Genomic DNA, 17,380 nt, shown 5'->3' on the forward strand with positions numbered 1-17,380 from the left:
AACAAACTGGAGGACAGAGTGATGACCACAGAATGGCTATTGATCGGAATCAGTGTTTTCTTATTGTTGGGGAACATGATCTTAATACTAATGCTAACAATTACTAAAAAGCGAAAAAGAAGAGAGACTTCTGAAGTATACGAAAGTATGTCTCGATTTGTAGCGCAGCTTGAAAATGAAAACGATGAACTTTACGATAAATTAATTGCCTATATAAAAAATAGCGAAACACAGCTGTCAGATCGACTCGACCGATTAGAAAAAAGCAATACGCCCGAATTTCAAGAAGTAGAAATTCCACATGAAACTTCTATGGAAATTGATAAAATTATGCAGCTATCTAAACAAGGTTTTTCTTCTAGACAAATCGCTAAAGTTCTTCAAATCGATTATGGCAAAGTGGAATTGGTCATTCATATGAATAATATGCGACGCGATAATTTTATGGAGAACGGGGTGTTGTAAGTGCGCATCGACAGCCAAAACACAATTCCAAACGACCGATTTTCAAAACAAGCTGTAGGCAATAAGGCGAGTGAACTTTTCTCGAATGCGATGAAAAACTCTCAGTCCAAATTGCAAAATGATTCATTAAATCATTTAATGGCACGTGTAGGGGCGCAAGGAGAAAAATTAGCAAACCAACGAACATTTGAAAATTTAGTGAGTTATAAGCAAGCAGTAAAACAATTTATCACTGAAACCGTGCGCGGTGGATTGTATTTATCAGATGAACAAAGCCATTCTCCAGGTGGAAGTATGAAGCCTCAACAAATTATTAAAGTAATTGATGAGAAATTGATTGAAATTCAAGACCAAGTGTTGAATAATGAAGAAGATGGTATTGGTACTTTAGATCTAGTAGGTGAGATTAAAGGCTTACTGATCAATTTGTATATGTAATTAAGGATGGAGGGGCCGAATGTCAGAAAATCGTCGCGAGTTTTTTCGGGTAATTTTCAATCAAGCTGTAAATGGAAAAGTTTCAATTTCTAGAGGCGCATTTTTGCCGATTGAAATTTATAATGTTAGTGCTGGAGGACTTTTCTTCATTTCTTCGCTTAATATTCCCTTAGAAGAAAGCCTCTACTGTAGCTTTGAAATACTAGATAGTTCCTTTTTGCTAGAGGGTACTGTTGTTCGGAAGTCAACAGGAGCAGAAATGATAGAATACGGCGTTGAATTTTCTGTAGACCAAGGAACATCTTCAGAATTATTTAAACAACTTAATTACTCACAAATGCGTAAGCGTAAGCGAAAAGGTTCTCGAGTTGAGTAATTCCATAACCTTACGAGAAAGAGCAGGCCTTGAGCCTGCTCTTTTTCTATTTGTAAAACAAATTGGGGAGTGCTTGTTAGGAAGAGAAGGAATTTCCAAAGAAAAAATAGAAGTAATAGCCAAGCGAATAAGAAAAAAGAAGATAGAGACGATAGAAGCACCGAGAGCAATCAATACGAATGCATCTAAAAACGAAGTACAGAAAGAAAAGGTAGGTGAACCACGCATGGAACTCAAGACGCAATTGCAATTTGAACTGACAGAGTTTGAAGGAAACCGAGGAGAAGATCGAATACCAGTTAGCGGAAATTACGATTATTGGCTCTTGCTAATGGAATATTTTTTAGCCAAGTCAGACACGTTTGAAATTCATTGTTGGAATGAAGAAGCGGCTAATATAGATGAGCTGACATCTAAACTTCCAGGGCTATTCGAAATTACGAAAGAAAGCCAAATGACAATCTTTATAGGGTTATTAACTGAAGAAATTGTTGATTTTTTATTAACACATCACGTAGGTAAAGATGGAAGACTAGCGTGGTTTTCGGTGTTTTTAAGTAAAAAAGAGCAACATATTTTTTCTTCAGAGCATTGGGGTACTGAGTTTTTTGTGCCAGATGTTACAGAAGAAGATTTGGTATTTATCAAACACGTTGCACCAGACGAGACAAATTTTAATCGGTACACATAATACGAAAATGAGGCAATGAGTATGGAGACCGAAAAACTACGTATTTACGATGAACATAGAGTGGCACAAGGTGTAGCTAGTCGACAAACGGTTCATGAAAAAGGATATTGGCATGAAACGTTTCATTGTTGGGTAGTGAGTCGTGAAAACGATCAGGACCTTATTTATCTGCAGTTACGCAGTAGAGACAAAAAGGACTTTCCTGGTCTGTTTGACATTACAGCAGCTGGACATTTATTAGCAGACGAATCGGTAGAAAATGGCGTACGAGAAGTGCGCGAAGAGTTAGGGCTAAACGTGAGCTTGAATGAGTTGGTCGCTCTTGGCACCATTAAAGATCAATTAAAAAAAGACAAATTCATCGACAACGAGCACTGCCATTGCTTCTTATACCACAAAAACGACAACAATGACGCAAGGTTTGAGTTGCAAAAGGAAGAAGTATCCGGCATAGCAAAAGTTGATTTTGAGGAATTTGCTGCTTTGATCGCAAGAGCAAAAGACCGAGTAGAGGTTGAAGGGTTTATATCAACGCTAGAAGGCAAAGAAACTTTCAAGAAAGAGATTAGCTTAACGGATTTAGTACCGCATAGCGCTCTTTACTGGCAGAATATTATTGAGCAAATCGAATTGGTGTTGAGACGAATTTGATTGGATACCACTTCTATCCCATCAACACTTAATCATCTGAAATACGCCTATTTATAAGGACGTTAGCGATGGCGCGTCCACGGGGTAGACGGAGCAAAAAGACAGGTGGTTTTCCTGGCTTTTTGCGGGAGTCATCCCCAAAGCGACCAGCGCGGTTTTACTATCTTATCCTATAAAAGCAGACAAACCTAGGGCACAATCTCTTAATAGCTTGTGCTCTTTTATCTAGCTAACTAACTCAAGAAATAGATAGCGGAAGAAACGAGTAAGCTACCAATGGAAAAAAGGAGTCCTATTTGTAAAAAAGCTGAGCGGTGAGGAAATTCTCTGCGAAAACTTACGGATTCTAACGAACGTTTTTCACTTTCTCGAATAAGTTGATCTTTTTTATTTGTTTTTGCAAAAAAGTTTCTAGTGCTTTTTAAAAACGCTGAAAAAAACTCACCTTCAATCAATATCATCCCCGAATAAATCATCATCAATAGAAGTCCTATCAAAAATAAAGCGTCGAACCAAGTTGCGAGAGTCCATTGCTCATATAGAAGGAACGGCAAAACAAAGGAGATGCTTAATGAAACGAAAAACAAAATAAGCTTAAAATTCATGTGGTTTATTCCTTTCTGTGCTTATTTAAAGATTACCATGCATGATATATATTTGAAAATTTGAACATCTTGTTGCCTAATTGTGAAATAACAATTATGATTAATAGGAATTATCAAAATAATTGGGGGTAGGAATATGTGGAGAAATAGAAAAACGCAAATTTTCATGGTCATGATTGCATTTGTTTTATTCTTAGCAGGTTGTAACTTTAACTCTTCGGATAGCTCGAAAGAAGAAAGTGGCGGCTCAGAAGGAGATGCTGGACAAGTATTAAATATCTCAACAACAGCAGACATCCCTACTTTAGATTCTACAAAAGCACATGACGGCATTGCCTTTACGGTACTGAATAACGTTAATGAAGGTCTTTATCGTCAAGATGAAAACCACGAACCAATCGAAGCTTTAGTAACAGAACATACAGAGAACGAGGACAAAACTGTCCATACATTTACATTGCGCGATTCAAACTGGAGTAACGGAGATCCTGTTACGGCACAAGATTTCGAATACGCTTGGAAACGTGTAATGAAAGATGCAAGCCCTTATAATTTCATGTTTGTAACAGCGGGTATCAAAAACGCTGAAGCCATAATGAACGAAGAAATGGATGCAGAAGACTTAGGAGTTAAAGCAATTGACGAGAAGACATTGGAAGTGACATTAGAAGCAGCAAACCCATTGTTCCAATCGTTAATGACGTTCCCAACATTTTTGCCTCAAAATCAAAAATTTGTTGAAGAACAAGGCGATCAATATGCACTAGAAGCAGAAAACATCCTGTTCAACGGACCATTCACTTTAGTGGACTGGACGCATGAACAAGGTTGGAAATATGAAAAGAATGCTGACTACTGGGATGCAGATGCAGTTAAGTTAGATACGATCAATGCATACGTTGTAAAAGACCCAGCAGCTGGTATCAACCTTTACGAAACAAACAAAGTTGACCGTATCGTGTTAAGTTCAGAAGCGGTTGATCAAAACAAAGACGATGAAAACTTTGAAACTATTTTAGAGCCAGAAATTCTTTTCCTACGCTTTAACCATACTCACCCGGTATTAGGAAATGAAAATATTCGTAAAGCTGTTAACATGGCAATCGACAAAAAAAGTTTAACAGAAGTTATTTTGAAGAATGGATCAACGCCATTAAATGGTGTCGTTCCAAAAGGATTCTTTAAATCTCCAGCGGGCGAAGATTTCCGTGACATAAACGGAGATTTTAACACCGGCACAGTTGAAGAAGCACAGAAACTGTGGGAACAAGGACTTAAAGAAACTGGAGCTACAGATGTGACAGTCTCAATCAACATTGCAGACTCAGAAGATCATAAAAAAGTAGCTGAGTATATTCAAGCACAATTAGAAGACAACCTTCCAGGATTCAAATTAGACATTAAAGCCGTTCCATTCGCTCAACGTCTAGAAATCGAAAAAGCAATTGAATATGATCTATCTCTATCTTCATGGGGACCCGATTACAGCGATCCAATGACTTACTTGGATATGTGGTTAGAAGGTGGATCGGCTAACCGTATGGATTATTCAAATGAAAAAATTCAAGAATTAGTCGCATCAGCAAGAACGGAAACGGATCTTGAAAAACGTTACCAAATGTTATTGGACATTGAAAAAGTCTTGCTAGAAGAAGATGCAGCAATCGCACCTCTTTACCAAGATGGAACAGCAGTATTAATGAGAAGCAAAATTAAAAATCTATTAGTGCACCCAACAGGCGCTTCATTCTCTTACAAATGGGTGACGATCGAAGAATAAAACAGGTTTGCAGCTTATAGATACGAGGGTGTAGCCGGTTTACCGGGCATCCTCGTATTTTTGATGGTTGCGAGAGATTGTTATTACTGCAGTTTTCTTTAATCATTTTCCCGCATCTTGCTTGTCTAGCTCCAGCTGCCAGGTTCTCGGGGTCATAAGCCACCTCGGCTATGCGATTGAAAACACATCGCTTCGCCGAGGCGCCTTATGCCCGTCGAATCTATCGGGCAGCTTGCGCTTTTCATTTCACCCTATAGAACTGAGGTGTTCACATGAAACGTTATTTACTGCAGCGAATTGGCTTTATGCTTCTTACACTTTTCATAATTGTGACAGCAACATTTTTCTTAATGCAGCTATTACCAGGTACACCGTTTACCAATCCTGAAAAATTAACCGATAGCCAATTGGCGATTTTGAATGCCAAATATGGACTAGACCAACCAGTTGCCATGCAATACATACAATACATTGGAAACTTGCTTCAAGGGGACTTAGGATATTCGTTCCAGCACGAAGGACGGACCGTTACAAGCATGATCAGTGACCGTATTGGGCCATCTGCGTTTATTGGCTTACAAGCATTAGTATTTGGTGCCATTGTTGGTCTGTTACTTGGAATTGTTTCTGCTTTAAAACATAACTCTATTTTGGATTATGGTTCTGTGACATTGGCCGTACTAGGAATGTCGATTCCGTCATTTGTCTTTGCGGCGTTGTTGCAGTATTATGTGGGCGTTAAATTAGGCTGGTTGCCTGTTGCCTTATGGGAAGGCTACTCCAGTACGCTATTACCATCCATCGCTTTATCGGTGACCGTCACAGCGACTGTTGCCCGGTTTATCCGCAGTGAGATGCTTGAAGTAATCGGACAAGATTACATCATCACGGCTAGAGCAAAAGGATTAAAAGAAAACCAAGTAATCGTCAAGCACGTCATCCGCAATGCGCTTATTCCGGTAGTGACTATGCTTGGTCCACTAGCTGTATCGATCATGACGGGGACGTTAGTTATTGAAAAAATCTTTGCTGTGCCTGGACTGGGTGAACAATTTACGTTATCGATCTTAGTGCTTGATTATAGCGTAATTATGGGGATTACCATTTTCTATAGTGCATTATTTATTTTCGTCGTCTTTGTTGTCGATATTGTCTATAGCCTATTAGATCCACGCATCAATTATAAAGGGGGAGCAGCATGACAAAAAATACACCGCATCTTCCCCCGCACCAAGATTTGCAGGTGCAAAACCAATATGCTTATGATGACATTCCATCAGATTTGTTTGTAAAGGCACCACTCGATCAACGAAAAAGTGAAGAAATCGGAACGCCTGCTGTTTCTTTTTGGAAAGAAGCGTTTCAGCGTTTACTTAAAAACAAAGGCGCGATGATTTCGTTAATCTTGCTTGTTTTCTTAATTATTCTTGCGTTAATCGGACCTGGAATGAACGAGTTTTCTTACCGCGAACAAAATTTAACGCATTCGAATTTGCCTCCGAAAGTTGAAGGCTTGGAATGGATGGGCTTTAATGGCTTGAACTCGCAAGGCACTGATGAATATGCAGAGCGAGATGTACAGATCAATTACTGGTTTGGAACAGATGAATTTGGACGTGATCTTTGGACACGTGTATGGAGAGGTACTCAAATTTCGCTATTTATCGCGTTAGTAGCAGCGGCACTCGATTTAGTGATTGGAGTTATTTACGGCGGCATCTCTTCCTTTTACGGAGGACGAATAGATAACGTCATGCAGCGAATCATTGAAATATTGATGGGGATTCCAAATTTGATCGTGATTATTTTATTTATATTAGTTTTAGAGCCGGGGATTACGTCCATTATTTTGGCAATGGTCATCACTGGATGGGTCGGAATGGCACGTGTTGTGCGCGGACAAGTATTGCAGTTAAAAGGGCAAGAGTTTGTTTTAGCTTCACGGACATTAGGTGCTTCAAACCCAAGACTCATTTCTAAGCATCTTTTACCGAACGTCATGGGACCGATTATTGTCACAGTGATGTTCACGATTCCAACAGCCATTTTCTTTGAAGCGTTTTTGAGTTTTATCGGACTTGGCTTACAGGCGCCGCTGGCATCTCTTGGTGTACTGATTGAAGATGGCTACAAATCCATGCGTTATTTCCCATATAAATTGATTTTCCCGGCTTTGGTGATCAGCATCATCATGATTTCTTTTAATTTGCTTGGCGATGGACTGCGTGATGCACTCGATCCGAAAATGAGAAAATAAAGGAGTTCCGACCATGACCAATACCATTTTGACAGTCGAAGACTTGCATGTAGCGTTTAAAACTCAACACGGTAAACTGACAGCGGTACGGGGCGTGAACTTTGAGTTAAAAAAAGGGGAAACACTCGCGATTGTTGGGGAATCGGGTTCCGGTAAATCAGTAACAGCGAAATCTATTATGCAATTATTACCTGCAGCCACGACCGAAGTAACAAAAGGCGATATTAGCTATAATGGTGAAAGTTTATTGAAGATGACAAAAAACCAAATTACTGATTTACGTGGCTCAGAAATCTCAATGGTGTTTCAAGATCCAATGACTTCCTTAAATCCGACAATGAAAGTCGGTAAGCAGATTATGGAAGGCGTTCAGCGTCATGAGCGTTTAACAAAAGCTCAGGCGCGTCAACGTGCGCTAGATATGTTAAAGCTAGTTGGAATTCCACAAGCAGAAAATCGACTTGATAATTATCCACATCAGTTTTCGGGAGGCATGAGGCAGCGTGTTGTCATCGCGCTCGCACTTGCTTGTAATCCGAAAGTGTTAATCGCGGATGAACCAACGACTGCACTCGATGTAACAATTCAAGCACAAATTCTTGAATTGATGAAAGACTTACAAAAGAAAACCGAAACCGCCATTATTTTGATTACGCATGACTTGGGTGTGGTGGCCAATATGGCAGATCGGGTAGCGGTGATGTATGGCGGAAAAATCGTCGAGCAAGGAACGCTAGATGAGATTTTTTATAACCCACAGCATCCATATACGCTTGGACTTTTACGTTCTATGCCAAAACTAAACGAAGATCGCGGGCAGCCGTTAATGCCGATTGCCGGATCACCACCAAATTTAGCGACTCTTGGAGAAGGCTGTTCATTTGCTGCAAGGTGTCCACATACGATGGCGGTATGTCATACGTACACTCCACAAGACATCGTTACAGAAACAGGCCATTCCGTGGCGTGTTGGCTTCAGGACTCACGAGTATCAAAAGCACCTGCTGGAGCGAAAGCTGTAGACTCAGGAAACTTTTCATCTTGAACACAAAAAACCAGTAAGGCCAACTATGGCTTTACTGGTTTTTATTTTGCGTTTTTATTTGAACAAGGCTGGAATGCCATTCATTAAGGTGTAAATTCCCATCCATGCCATAGAAACCACAATGATGAGTCCGAAAATAGTCATCCATAGCGGATGTTTATAGTCGCCAACAATTTTAACTTTATGTGCAGCGATTAACATAACACCGAGCGCAATCGGTAAAATCAAGCCATTTACGGAACCGACAAGTACTAGAATTAGCACAGGCTTACCGATGAAGACGAAAACAGCTGTAGAAATAATGATAAAGCTAATAGTCATCGCGCGATGGTATTTTTCAAGAGTTGGGCTGAATGTCCGAATAAATGACACAGATGTGTAAGCAGCACCTACAACGGAAGTAACAGCTGCAGCCCACATAACAATCCCAAACATTTTGTAGCCGACGTTTCCAGCAGCTAATTGGAAAACAGAAGCAGGAGGGTTGTCTGGGTCTAGCGAAAGCCCTTGAGAAACAACGCCCAGAACTGCAAGAAACAGAATGATGCGCATAAGTGAAGCGATGACGATCGCGTAAATTGAACTTCTTGTAACTTCGGGCAGTGCTTCTTTACCCGTTAGTCCGGCATCAATTAAACGGTGACCACCGGCAAAGGTGATGTATCCGCCAACTGTACCGCCGACTAAAGTGACGATGGCAAAAATATTAATGTTATCGGGAATAAATGTTTTCGTAATGGCTTCACCAACAGGTGGTTGAGCTGTAATCATGACATACACGGTTAAACCGATCATAACAAAGCCAAGAATTTGTGCAAAGCGGTCCATCGCACGTCCAGCTTCTTTGACGACAAAGATTCCGATGGCAAGCACGCCGCTCAAGATGGCACCGGTTTTAGGGTCGATTCCAAATAAAACATTCGTACCGAGTCCAGCGCCACCGATGTTTCCAATATTAAAAGCAAGGCCGCCCATTACTACCAGCAAGGCGAGGAAATACCCAAGACCAGGTAAAACATCGTTAGCTATGTCTTGAGCGCGTTTGCCGGATACAGCGATGATGCGCCATATATTTGTTTGCGCACCGATATCAATAATAATCGAAATTAAAATAACAAATCCAAAAGAGGCGAGTAAGGTTTCTGTGAAAACAGTTGTTTGTGTTAAAAATCCAGGCCCAATCGCTGAAGTAGCCATTAGGAAAGCGGCGCCAAGCAAGACACTACGATTGGTATTTTTCATTTTTGGTGTACTCTTCATCAAACTCCCCCTAAATATGTGTTAAACAAATTCTCCTACTTTGACCATGTTAATGTCTGCTCTTTTTAATGATTTTGAAATTTGAACTGCAAAATCGAGTGCATGAACACCATCACCATGAATGCAAATCGTATCTGCTTGTAGCGAAGCATCTGTTTGATCAACAGTTGTGACTTTATTTTCTTTTACCATGCGAATAACTTGATCGATCGCGATTTGAGAATCAGTAATTAAGGCATTGCTTTGTGTTCGTGGTGTTAACGAGCCGTCTTGTTGGTACGTACGGTCTGAAAATACTTCATTTGCTGTGCGCAATCCGATATTCTTTCCGGCTTTTACAATCTCACTGCCAGACAATCCAAACAGCACAAGTTCTGGATCAATTTTGTAAACAGCTTCTGCAATTGCTTCTGATAATGCGGCATCTTTTACAGCCATATTGTACAAAGCACCGTGCGCTTTGACATGCTGCAAGTGACCGCCTTCTGCTTTCACAAAACCTGATAAAGCACCAATTTGATAAACGACCAAGTCATAAGCTTCTTGAGGTGATAATGCAAGGTTACGGCGTCCAAAGCCAACTAAATCTTGAAGTCCTGGATGTGCGCCGATGCCAACATTTTTCTCAAGCGCTAATTTGACCGTTTTGCGCATCGTGGTTGGGTCACCCGCGTGAAATCCGCAAGCAATGTTTGCAGATGTTACATAATCAAGAATTTCTTCGTCGTTGCCCATTTTATAAGCACCAAAACTTTCTCCCATATCACAGTTTAAATCCACTTTAAAAGTCATTTCCATTCCTCCTGTTTTAATCGGATTGAGGCTTTTATTTCACGAATGTGTTGTTCTTGTTCAATATAACGTTGTTGTGCATCGGCTAAAGAAATTTCCTTAAAGCGTAAACCTTGTCCTTGCTTTAATTGAGCAATAAGCGGCAAGTCGATAGATGCAACTTGGCCGATTTTGGGATAACCGCCAGTCGTTTGGCGATCGGCCATTAAAACAATCGGATTGCCATCACTCGGCACTTGAACAGAACCAAAAGCGACCGCTTCTGAAATCAATTCAGTTGGATTTTCTAACGACAAATTCGGACCATTTAACCGGTACCCCATGCGGTCAGAGTTGCCGGATACATGGAAAGCTTCCGTGAAAATCCGTTCTTTACTAGAATCATTAAACAACTCGAATTGCTTTCCTTTAATCATCCGGATCATCGGTTCTTCAAAATAACGCACAGGCGGAATTAGCCAATCAAATCCATTATCGCTGTTTCGTTCTAAAGCTTTACGTTGTATTGGCGTTGTCTCGCCAGTATGTATTTCATCGCCTTTAGTTAAAGAACGTCCTTGAAAGCCGCCGATTCCAGCACGTAAATAAGTAGAGCGGCTACCCATTAATTTTTCGACTTGAATCCCACCTGCAACGGCTAAATAACAGCGTGCACCTATGCGAGGCTCACCAAACGTTAGGGTACTATCTTTTTTTACTACGAGCATTCGCCACATTTGAATTGGTGTGCCATCTACTTTGGGGCTTAAATCTCCACCACATAAGGCGATAACCGTATTTTTAGTAAATTGAATTTGAGGTCCAACTAATGAAATTTCAAGCGTTGCCCACTGCTCATCATTCCCGACTAATAAATTAGCTAATCGGTGCGCGACAGGATCCATCACGCCGCTCGCAATAACGCCATATTTTTGAAATCCACTACGTCCTAAGTCTTGAACCGAGGTTTGCAAGCCACCTTTACGTATTTTCAGCATTTGGCTCTTCCTCCCATGCATGATACTCTGTTTCTGAAATTTCCTTAAAAATAATTTTGTCGCCTGCTTGAAGCAAACTCGGGATATCGTCTTCTGGTCGGAACAGTCGAGTCGGTGTTCTCCCGATTAATTGCCAACCACCAGGAGTTTCAATAGGATAAGCACCGGTTTGATTGCCAGCAATGCCGACCGTTCTTTCTGGAATGCGGAGACGTGGTGAATCGCGCCTTGGTGCTGAAATTTTTTCAGACATGCCTCCGATAAACGGAAAGCCTGGAGCAAAGCCAATCATATGTACGGAATAATTACCGGATGTGTGAATATCGATTACTTCACGTGTCGTTAAGTTGTTATGTTGTGCGACAAATTCCAAGTCGGGGCCGAAATCGCCGCCGTAACATACGGGAATTTCAATGGTTCTTGATTTGATCGGGAGGTCTTCACCCAAGTGTTCAAGGAGTTGTTCGATTTCTCTTTTTACGACATCGTATGTTGCGATACATGGATCGTAAAACACAGATACCGTAACAAAGGCTGGAATAACTTCAATCAACCATTTCGGTTGCCGATTTTCTAGAAGGACAGAAAGTTTTCGTACTTGTTTTTCAGTTTCTTCGTCGATTTTATTGCCAAGTTCAACAGCAATCGCCTGGTCACCGAGCGGCGAAAAAAGAGCTTTCATCAACATTCCTCCATATCCAGATAATTCTTACTTATTCATTCTAGTATACGAGTTAGCTAGGTGTACAGGATAGATTAGAAAGGCGCATATTAGGTTTGGACAGTATTTTCTAGGATCTGGACAGTATTATAGCCAATTTGGATAGTATTTTATTGAAATGGACAGTATTTGAACGAACTCCGACAGTATATCCAAATAAATGGAAAAATACATATAAAAAAGCTGCTCAAACGATGAGCAGCTTTCCACGATTATTCTTCAATATCTACTTTTTGAGTTACATCGGCACCGTTGAAGAATTCAGCTGAGATTTCAGCGATTGTGCCGTCTTCTAGCATTTCGTCAATCACACGGTCTACGTTTTCTGCTAGTTCAGAGTTGTCTTTGTTCATCACAACGCCAACTTCAGAAGGGCTGTATTTCAAGTCTGGGTGGATCGTAATTTCTAGCTCTGGAAATGCAGCTAGCGCTAAAGTTTGTAAGTAATAGTCATTTAAAATGACGTCTGTACGCCCGATTGCTACATCGCGCAAGTACGTTTCGTTTGTTGCGTTGTCGTATACTACTTCTTCAGCACCGTATTCACGAGCCATTTCCATATAAACAGAAGTTGAAGCACCTGCAGCTTTTTTGCCTTCTAAATCTTCCAATGTCTCAATGCCTGACAAATCTCCTGAACGCACAATGGCTGTTCCGTAAGAATATTTGATTGGCGTTGAGAAGAGGAAGTTTTCTGCACGATCTTCTGTAATTTCGATGTCGTTCGATGCAAGGTCAACTTGACCTGTTTGAACAGATGTTAACATTTCATCAAAACCAAGTTCTGTAAACTCAATCTCCAGTTCAAGACGATCTCCGATTTCACGTACAACTTCTACTTCAAATCCAGTTAGCTCGTCAGATCCTTCAGAGCGGTAAGATGTAGGGAATAATGTACCTGATGTAGCGACCGTTAAGCTGCCGTTTTCTTGGATTTCATCCCAAGCCGATTTTTTGTCTTCTGTTGCTGTATCTTCGTCATTTCCACAAGCGCTTAAAAGCGATAACACCGCTAAACTGGCAATTATGGACAATTTTTTACTCCAATATAATTTTTTCAACTGTAATTCCCCCTATAGTTTTTATAGCTAATAAAACATAGCATTATTGCCGAGCGGAGACAAGATGTTCATGATTAACTATCCATAATATAAATATAAACAGAAAAATCAGATAACTAAGACTGATCTGTGGACTGCCGTATCTAATGGTTGTATTCTAAAATAGAAGACTTCTGTGAAAAAGTGACCGGGTTAGGTTTGGAATCATATTGGTTAAGTTTTACGAATATCAAGATATTCGGCAGAAAAGCTTTTATACCAGTAAGGAGGAAGAATCATGACAGTTTTAAGAACCTTTGATTTGACGAAAAAGTTTGGTGATTTTTCGGCATTAGATAAAGTGAATATTGAAGTAGGCGAAGGTGAAGTATATGGCTTTATTGGACCCAATGGTGCAGGGAAATCGACAACATTGCGCGTTCTTCTTGGTATTTTAAAAGCGACAGAAGGACGAGCTGAAATTTTTGGTAAAGATTCATGGAAAGACGCGGTGGAAATTCATAAGCGTGTTGCTTATGTGCCAGGAGAAGTAAGTCTATGGCCAAACTTAACAGGCGGAGAAGTTATTGATTTATTGGTTAAGTTGCGCGGCGGCAACGATTACAATCGCCGAGAAGAGTTGATCCAAAAGTTTGATTTGGATCCAAGCAAAAAATGTCGAACGTATTCCAAAGGGAATCGTCAAAAAGTAGCATTGATTGCGGCGCTGTCATCAGATGTCGATTTATATATATTAGATGAACCCACTTCTGGTCTCGATCCGTTAATGGAACGAACCTTTCAAGAATATATTATTGAAGAAAAAAAACAGGGAAAAAGCATTTTATTGTCCAGCCATATTTTATCTGAAGTCGAAAAGCTTTGCGACAAGGTAGCAATTATTCGTGAAGGGAAAATTATTGAAACAGGGACATTAAAAGATCTGCGCCATTTGACTGGCACGATTTTATTGGTGGAAACAAAAGAGCCGATTTTGGATTTGGCAGGAGTAAGAGGTGTGAGTGGGATTCAACCAAGAGAAAATGCAGTGTCTTTTCAAGTGGATAGCGGGGAAGTGGCTGGTGTCATTAGTTATATTAGCCAGTTTGGAATTGTCCGCATTGAAAGCTCGCCGCCGACATTAGAACAATTGTTTATGCGTCATTACGAAGTTACGGATAAAACGATGGGAACAGGAGCAGGGGGCGAAGCTTAATGAACCGGCATCTCTTTGAAGGTACAGGTACACTGATTCGATTTGTTTTGCGTCGAGATCGATTGAGGTTACCCATATGGCTCGCCTCGTTTATTGCGATATCCGTGATAGTGGCGCTTGCCTTTGCTGGGTTATATCAAACCAATGCAGAAAGGCTAACTATAGCTGAAACTATGCAAAATCCGGCCGTGATTGCCATGCTTGGTCCAGGATACGGCTATGGTCTTGAGAATTATCCGATTGGAGCGATCACAGCTCATGAAATGCTGTTAATGACTGCGATTGTGGTTGGGTTGATGAATATCTTACTGGTGATTCGCCATACGCGGACAGATGAAGAAGATGGCCGTATCGAAATGGTCCGCTCATTACCAGTAGGACGCTTGTCTAATTTGTTATCAGTTTTAATTGTATTGACCGGCGCAAATATGTTGTTGGCATTATTACTAGGAGTTTCATTAACGATACTTGGTATAGAAGGCATGGGGCTTGTTGGGTCACTCGTATACGGTTCAGCTTTGGGAGCAAGTGGGCTAATTTTTGCGGGAGTCGCCGCGGTGTGTGCGCAATTGTCTTCTAATGCCAGAACCGCATTAGGGCTATCTTTTACCGTTTTATTAATGGCCTATATCATTCGTGCAATTGGTGATTTGAAAAGCGAGACCTTATCATGGTTTTCTCCACTTAACTGGGTTTTGAGAACAGAAGTGTATGTCAATAATTATTGGTGGCCAATTTTATTAACGGTATCGGCAGCGTTGTTATTAATGGGATTGGCTTTATACCTAAACTCGATTAGAGATTTGGGTTCAGGTTTTATTGCGTCACGATCCGGAAAAGGCGAGGCTTCAAAAGCGCTTCTTAGTTCGTTCGGTCTTGTCTTCAGGCTTCAACGTGCCGGTTTGATCGTTTGGGGAATGGGACTATTGGCTGTCGGGGTTATATATGGTTCACTTTTTGGAGAGTTGGAAACCTATTTTAATCAAATCGATTTGATGCAGCAAATGATTATTTTAGTAGAAGGATTTTCGCTAACCGAACAATTTATCCCGTTACTAATGTCCATCATCGCTATTTTATCTACTATTCCAGTATTAACTTCTATTTTAAAAATGAAAACCGAAGAGAAAAACGATCGACTCGAGCACATTATCAGTCGAGCAGTTTCTAGAAATCGACTGATGGGCAGTTACTTGGCGATGTCAATTTTAACAGGATTTATCATGTTGACCTTATCGTCTATCGGTTTGGGCGTGATGGGAAATATAGTAATGGAGGAAAACTTGTCACTTGGCATCTACTATGGCTCGGCAATGATTTACTTTCCAGCAATTCTTATGATGATTGGAATAGCTGTAATATTATTTGGGTGGATTCCTAAGTGGACAGGTCTAGTATGGCTGTATTTGGCTTTGGCATTTTTCATCGTCTACATGGGAAGTTTGTTCCAATTTGCAGACTGGGTGGAAAAACTAACACCATATGGCTATATCGCTAAATTTCCGATTGAAAATATGGATTATCCGAGTGCAGCTATTATGGTTTTATTAGCAGCTTTTTTAATCGTAATAGGCATGATTGGCTTTAACCGGAGAGATATTGGAAGATAAAAAAGGCCCTCTTTTGGTAGTGACCCCTTAAAGTTAGAGTTTTAGTTTATGCAGCTAATTGGCTGGCATGCGTTCGGTATTCCACCGGACTCATGCCGGCCAATTTTTGTTTGATGCACTCATTGTTGTAATAGAAGATGTATTGGTCGATCCGGCGCTTCAATTCGTCGTAGGGTACCCATGGTTCTCCATAATACATCTCCTGTTTCAAGAGGCCGAAGAAATTTTCCATGGCTGCGTTGTCGGCACACGTCCCTTTTCGGGACATGCTTTGGAAGATCTGTTGCTTCTTCAACGCCTTCACCCAAGCTGCGTGCTGATAATGCCACCCTTGGTCGGAATGGATGGTGGTTCGGTAGACAGCCTGCCCAGTAATCGTTGGCAGGGCTTCATGAAGCGATTCCATGACGAAGTCGAGGGTTGGCCGTTTTGCCATACTCAACCCGATAATTTCGCCGTTATACAGGTCCATGATCGGACTCAAATAAAGCTTTTCCTCGCCTGTACATTTGAATTCGGTGACGTCTGTCGTCAGTTTCTGCAAGGCATGTGGGGTGGAAAACCTGCGGTTCATTCGATTTTTAGCGATGGTTCCGACTTTGCCCTTATACGATTTGTAGCGAGACTTCCGAATGAATTTCACACATTTCAACGCCAGTACACCCATGAGCCGTTGAACTTTCTTGTGATTGATGACGTATCCCTGTGCTTGTAATTCCAAGTGAATCCGTCGATACCCGTAACGGCCTTCGTGTTTCTCAAATAGCGATTGGATCACGGTTTTCCACTCGTGGTCCATGTCTTCCGAACCGAATCGCTGGCGGTGGTAATGGTACGTCGCTTCCGGAAGATTAACAATCTTCAACACGTCCTTTAGTCGGAATCCTTCTTCGTGGAGTTCGAACGCCAGCGCTGCTTGTGCTTTTCGAGGAAGGCATCCGGATTCTCCTGGAAAGCTTTTAACTTTTTTAAATACGCCACTTCTAAACGGAGAAGCTCATTCTCCCGTTCCAGTTGTTCTTCTCGGGATAGCGTCTTTTCTGGTTTGATGGGTTTCTGTTTCGGTTTTTTTGACATGGAGGGTCGTCCTTTCGCTTGTTCTTCCAGGCCTTTTACCCCTTTCGCCAAAAATTCACGATTCCACCTCGCAACGATTGATGGCTCGTTCATCTCAAATTCGATCGCAGTATCTTGGTAGGAAGCACCTGTTTGTTTCATAAAGTGTAATACATCCACCTTGAATTGAACAGAATACACCTGTTTCGTCTGCTTCCTCCGCAAGCCGTTTTTTCCAAAAACCCTCCACATTCGAACCCACTGTTTGATTGGCGTGCTGCTTGGAATTCCATGTTTTTCGGCTAACCGATCATAACCTAACCAGCCATTCAGATACTCATTCACAATCATCCGTTTAAATTCTTCACTGTACTTTGCCATATAAAAAACACCCCAAAAG

General features: G+C 41.0%; 19 protein-coding genes. 11 read left to right on the forward strand and 8 right to left on the reverse strand.

Translation table 11 applies throughout. The features are described from left to right. The first annotated feature begins 21 nt into the window (after positions 1 to 21). Genes PLANO_RS00775 through PLANO_RS00795 form a run of 5 tightly spaced genes read left to right on the forward strand, consistent with a single transcriptional unit; the run spans position 22 to position 2,621 of the window. Positions 22 to 465: a DUF6115 domain-containing protein gene (locus PLANO_RS00775; protein ID WP_038702076.1), complete on the forward strand. Its 444-nt coding sequence runs from the start codon at positions 22 to 24 to the stop codon at positions 463 to 465. After that, complete coding sequence (locus PLANO_RS00780) at positions 466 to 903, forward strand: YaaR family protein (protein ID WP_038702078.1); 438 nt, start codon at positions 466 to 468, stop codon at positions 901 to 903. Between the two features lie 19 nt (positions 904 to 922). Then, a complete protein-coding gene (locus PLANO_RS00785; protein WP_038702080.1) occupies positions 923 to 1,279 on the forward strand; it encodes a PilZ domain-containing protein in 357 nt (118 codons plus the stop codon). After that, positions 1,272 to 1,970, forward strand: coding sequence for a hypothetical protein (locus PLANO_RS00790; protein WP_231554742.1), 699 nt, complete (start codon positions 1,272 to 1,274; stop codon positions 1,968 to 1,970). Before PLANO_RS00785 ends, PLANO_RS00790 begins: the two co-directional genes overlap by 8 nt. Positions 1,971 to 1,991: 21 nt before the next feature. After that, entirely contained in the window at positions 1,992 to 2,621 is a 630-nt protein-coding gene (locus PLANO_RS00795) for an NUDIX hydrolase (protein ID WP_038702082.1), read from the forward strand. Between the two features lie 233 nt (positions 2,622 to 2,854). Here the strand turns inward: PLANO_RS00795 and PLANO_RS00800 are convergent, their stop codons facing one another. Further along, on the reverse strand, positions 2,855 to 3,226 hold the full coding sequence (locus PLANO_RS00800) for a DUF3899 domain-containing protein (protein ID WP_038702084.1): 372 nt from the start codon (positions 3,224 to 3,226) through the stop codon (positions 2,855 to 2,857). A gap of 136 nt (positions 3,227 to 3,362) precedes the next feature. Between PLANO_RS00800 and PLANO_RS00805 the strand changes: the two genes are divergently transcribed. From PLANO_RS00805 to PLANO_RS00820, 4 genes are all read left to right on the forward strand, one after another. After that, positions 3,363 to 5,006, forward strand: coding sequence for a peptide ABC transporter substrate-binding protein (locus tag PLANO_RS00805; protein ID WP_038702086.1), 1,644 nt, complete (start codon positions 3,363 to 3,365; stop codon positions 5,004 to 5,006). 272 nt (positions 5,007 to 5,278) lie between these two features. After that, positions 5,279 to 6,208 (forward strand): ABC transporter permease, encoded by a 930-nt coding sequence (locus PLANO_RS00810; protein WP_038702088.1) that lies wholly within the window; start codon positions 5,279 to 5,281, stop codon positions 6,206 to 6,208. Next, complete coding sequence (opp3C, locus tag PLANO_RS00815) at positions 6,205 to 7,263, forward strand: oligopeptide ABC transporter permease (RefSeq protein ID WP_052124267.1); 1,059 nt, start codon at positions 6,205 to 6,207, stop codon at positions 7,261 to 7,263. The genes PLANO_RS00810 and opp3C overlap by 4 nt, the downstream gene beginning before the upstream one ends. A 13-nt stretch (positions 7,264 to 7,276) precedes the next feature. Continuing rightward, positions 7,277 to 8,308, forward strand: coding sequence for an ABC transporter ATP-binding protein (locus tag PLANO_RS00820; protein WP_038702090.1), 1,032 nt, complete (start codon positions 7,277 to 7,279; stop codon positions 8,306 to 8,308). Positions 8,309 to 8,362: 54 nt separating this feature from the next. On the opposite strand, the gene PLANO_RS00825 is transcribed toward PLANO_RS00820, so the two are convergent. The 5 genes from PLANO_RS00825 to PLANO_RS00845 form a co-directional block, all read right to left on the reverse strand. Next, the gene (locus PLANO_RS00825) at positions 8,363 to 9,568 is read right to left on the reverse strand and encodes an NRAMP family divalent metal transporter (protein WP_038702092.1); all 1,206 of its coding nucleotides are present in this window, start codon (positions 9,566 to 9,568) and stop codon (positions 8,363 to 8,365) included. Positions 9,569 to 9,589: 21 nt separating this feature from the next. Further along, positions 9,590 to 10,360 (reverse strand): LamB/YcsF family protein, encoded by a 771-nt coding sequence (locus tag PLANO_RS00830; RefSeq protein WP_038702093.1) that lies wholly within the window; start codon positions 10,358 to 10,360, stop codon positions 9,590 to 9,592. Continuing rightward, entirely contained in the window at positions 10,357 to 11,337 is a 981-nt protein-coding gene (locus PLANO_RS00835; protein ID WP_038702094.1) for a 5-oxoprolinase subunit C family protein, read from the reverse strand. The genes PLANO_RS00830 and PLANO_RS00835 overlap by 4 nt, the downstream gene beginning before the upstream one ends. Then, entirely contained in the window at positions 11,321 to 12,019 is a 699-nt protein-coding gene (gene pxpB / locus PLANO_RS00840) for a 5-oxoprolinase subunit PxpB (protein ID WP_038702095.1), read from the reverse strand. The genes PLANO_RS00835 and pxpB overlap by 17 nt, the downstream gene beginning before the upstream one ends. 251 nt (positions 12,020 to 12,270) lie before the next feature. Continuing rightward, complete coding sequence (locus PLANO_RS00845; RefSeq protein ID WP_038702096.1) at positions 12,271 to 13,119, reverse strand: transporter substrate-binding domain-containing protein; 849 nt, start codon at positions 13,117 to 13,119, stop codon at positions 12,271 to 12,273. A 277-nt stretch (positions 13,120 to 13,396) separates the two neighbouring features. Between PLANO_RS00845 and PLANO_RS00850 the strand changes: the two genes are divergently transcribed. Next, positions 13,397 to 14,314 carry an ABC transporter ATP-binding protein gene (locus tag PLANO_RS00850; protein WP_038702097.1) on the forward strand — a complete coding sequence of 306 codons (918 nt, stop codon included), beginning with the start codon at positions 13,397 to 13,399 and terminating at the stop codon, positions 14,312 to 14,314. Next, positions 14,314 to 15,924: an ABC transporter permease gene (locus PLANO_RS00855; RefSeq protein ID WP_038702098.1), complete on the forward strand. Its 1,611-nt coding sequence runs from the start codon at positions 14,314 to 14,316 to the stop codon at positions 15,922 to 15,924. Before PLANO_RS00850 ends, PLANO_RS00855 begins: the two co-directional genes overlap by 1 nt. 46 nt (positions 15,925 to 15,970) lie before the next feature. Here the strand turns inward: PLANO_RS00855 and PLANO_RS00860 are convergent, their stop codons facing one another. Both PLANO_RS00860 and PLANO_RS00865 read right to left on the reverse strand, forming a co-directional pair. Continuing rightward, positions 15,971 to 16,834 (reverse strand): IS3 family transposase, encoded by an 864-nt coding sequence (locus tag PLANO_RS00860; protein WP_156108874.1) that lies wholly within the window; start codon positions 16,832 to 16,834, stop codon positions 15,971 to 15,973. Next, positions 16,798 to 17,361, reverse strand: a complete 564-nt coding sequence (locus PLANO_RS00865; RefSeq protein WP_038705332.1) for a helix-turn-helix domain-containing protein — start codon at positions 17,359 to 17,361, stop codon at positions 16,798 to 16,800. The genes PLANO_RS00860 and PLANO_RS00865 overlap by 37 nt, the downstream gene beginning before the upstream one ends. Between the last annotated feature and the right edge of the window lie 19 nt (positions 17,362 to 17,380).

This window comes from Planococcus sp. PAMC 21323, from assembly GCF_000785555.1.
Lineage (GTDB): Bacteria > Bacillota > Bacilli > Bacillales_A > Planococcaceae > Planococcus.